General features: G+C 76.6%; 3 protein-coding genes. All 3 read left to right on the forward strand.

Features of this window, described 5'->3' with window-relative positions; genetic code table 11:
- Positions 1-390 (forward strand): hypothetical protein (locus GUI43_RS33215; protein ID WP_112700720.1); only part of this gene is annotated, 390 nt, incomplete at its 5' end.
- Entirely contained in the window at positions 387-1,535 is a 1,149-nt protein-coding gene (locus GUI43_RS33220; RefSeq protein ID WP_112582564.1) for an alcohol dehydrogenase catalytic domain-containing protein, read from the forward strand. The genes GUI43_RS33215 and GUI43_RS33220, both read left to right, overlap by 4 nt.
- Before the next feature lie 50 nt (positions 1,536-1,585).
- On the forward strand, positions 1,586-2,264 hold a 679-nt coding region (locus GUI43_RS33225; RefSeq protein ID WP_211326804.1), incomplete at its 3' end, for a saccharopine dehydrogenase family protein.

Below are 2,264 nucleotides of genomic sequence, written 5' to 3' on the forward strand. Positions count from 1 at the left end.
GGGGTGGCGCGGCTGCTGCGCGTACCCCGTCGGGGTGCCCGGCCCGGCGCGGACGGCGACGCTGCCGCGCCGGCCCGCTGGGAGGTGGTGACCGTCGACCGGCCCCCGGAGCAGGTGCTTCCGGAGGGCCGCTGGCCGGAGCCGCTGCGCCGCCTGGACGGGGCGGTCGAGGTGCGGGTGCGCCCGGCGCCCGGTGACCGGGGCACCGAGCTGGCCGCCCGGCCGCTGGCCGGCGTCACCCCGCCCACCGGGCTGGCCGCGCATCTGGTCGGCGACGACCCGGCTCTGCTGGTCCGCCGGACCCTGCGCCAGATCAAGCAACGGGTGGAGGCCGGTGAGGTGCTCCGCGCGGACCGGTCCGCGCTGGACCGCCCCGAGGTCCACGGGTGAGAGCGCTGTGTTGGATGGCCGCCGACGAGCTGGCCGTACGCGAGGTCCCCGACCCGGAGCTGCGCAACGAGCGTGACGTCATCGTCCGGGTGCGGCGTAGCGCCACCTGCGGAGGTGACCTGCCGCTGCTGGCCGGCCGGCACCCGCTGCTGCGGCCCGGCGACGTGCTCGGCGCGGAGTTCCTGGGCGAGGTGGTGGAGGTCGGCCCCGGGGTCCGCCGACACCGCGCCGGCGACCGGGTGGTCGTCGGCGCGAGCGTGGCCTGCGGCGGTTGCTGGTACTGCCGGAAGGGCCTGCACTCCTGCTGCGACAACGCCAATGCCGACCTGGCCAGCGCCGACCCCGACTGGGTTCGCTCCGACGCCGGCTGTTTCGGCCGGCCCCGGGCGGCGGGCGGTTTCGCGGGTGGCCACGCGGAGTACGTGCGGGTGCCGTACGCCGACGTGAGCGCCTTCCGGGTCCCGGACGCCGTCGACGACGACCGGGCGGTGTTCGCCGCGGATGTGGCGCCGACCGGGTGGCTCGCCGCCGAGTTGGGTGCCGTGCGCCCCGGCGACGTGGTGGCGATCTGGGGCGCCGGGGCGGTGGGTCAGTTGACCGCCCGGGCGGCGGTGCTGCGCGGCGCCGCGCGGGTGCTGGTAGTGGACCGGCACGAGGAGCGGTTGCGGATGGCCGAGCGGCACTCCGACGCCGAGCCGCTCGACTACCGCTGCACCGACGTCGCGGCCGAACTGCGCGACCGTAGCGGTGGGCGCGGACCGGACGTGTGCGTGGTGGCGGTCGGCACGCCGCCGGCCCGGTCGAGGGCCGACCGGTTCGGTGGCCAGCACGCCGACCGACCGGACGCGCTGCGGGAGGCCGTGCACGCGTGTCGCAAGAGCGGCGTGGTGGTGGCGCTCGGCGGCACGGGCGGGTTCGTCGACGCGTTCCCGCTGGGTGCGCTGACCGAGCGGCGGCTCACGCTGCGCGGCGCCGGTCGACCTGATCTGCGGGACGTGCCGATGCTGCTGGACCGGATGGCCCGTGACGAGCTGCGGACCGAACACCTGGCCACCCACCGGCTGCCGTTGGCGCAGGGCCCCGAGGGGTACGCGCTGTTCCGGGACCGGGCCGACGGCTGCGTACGGGCCGTCTTCACGCCGTGACCGCCTCCTCGTGATCGCTGATCGGCGACCACGAATGGCAGACTCTGAGGATGACTGGCGAGCGAACGTACGACGTGGTGCTGTTCGGGGCGACCGGGTTCACCGGCGGCCTGACCGCTGAGTACCTGGCCCGACACGCACCGGCCGAGCTGCGCTGGGCGCTGGCCGGGCGCAACCCGCAGCGCCTCGCCGCCGTACGGGACCGGCTCGCCGCGATCGCCCCGAGCCTGGCCGACCTGCCGCTGCTCACCGCCGACGTGACCGACGCCGACTCCCTGCGGGCGGTGGCGGAGAGCGCCCGGGTGGTGGCCAGCACTGTCGGCCCGTACATCCACCACGGGGAGCCGCTGGTCGCGGCCTGCGCCCGGGCCGGCACCGACTACCTGGACATCACCGGCGAGCCGGAGTTCGTCGACCTCATGTACGTGCGCCACCACGCCGAGGCGACACGCACCGGCGCACGGCTGGTGCACGCCTGCGGCTTCGACTCCGTCCCGCACGACCTGGGCGTCTGGTTCACAGTCAAGCAGCTGCCCGCCGACGTCCCGATCACCGTGGACGGGTACGTGCGTGCCGGCGGCCGGTTCTCCGCCGGCACCTACCACTCGGCGCTCACCGCGTTCTCCCGCACCGGGCAGGCGGGCCAGGCCGCCCGGGCCCGCCGGGCGGTCGAGCCGCGCCCCACCGACCGGCGGGTCCGGGCGGTGCCCGGCCGGCTGGCCCGCTCGG

Origin of the sequence: Micromonospora noduli, assembly GCF_003264365.1 — a bacterium.
Taxonomy (GTDB): Bacteria; Actinomycetota; Actinomycetes; order Mycobacteriales; family Micromonosporaceae; genus Micromonospora; species Micromonospora noduli.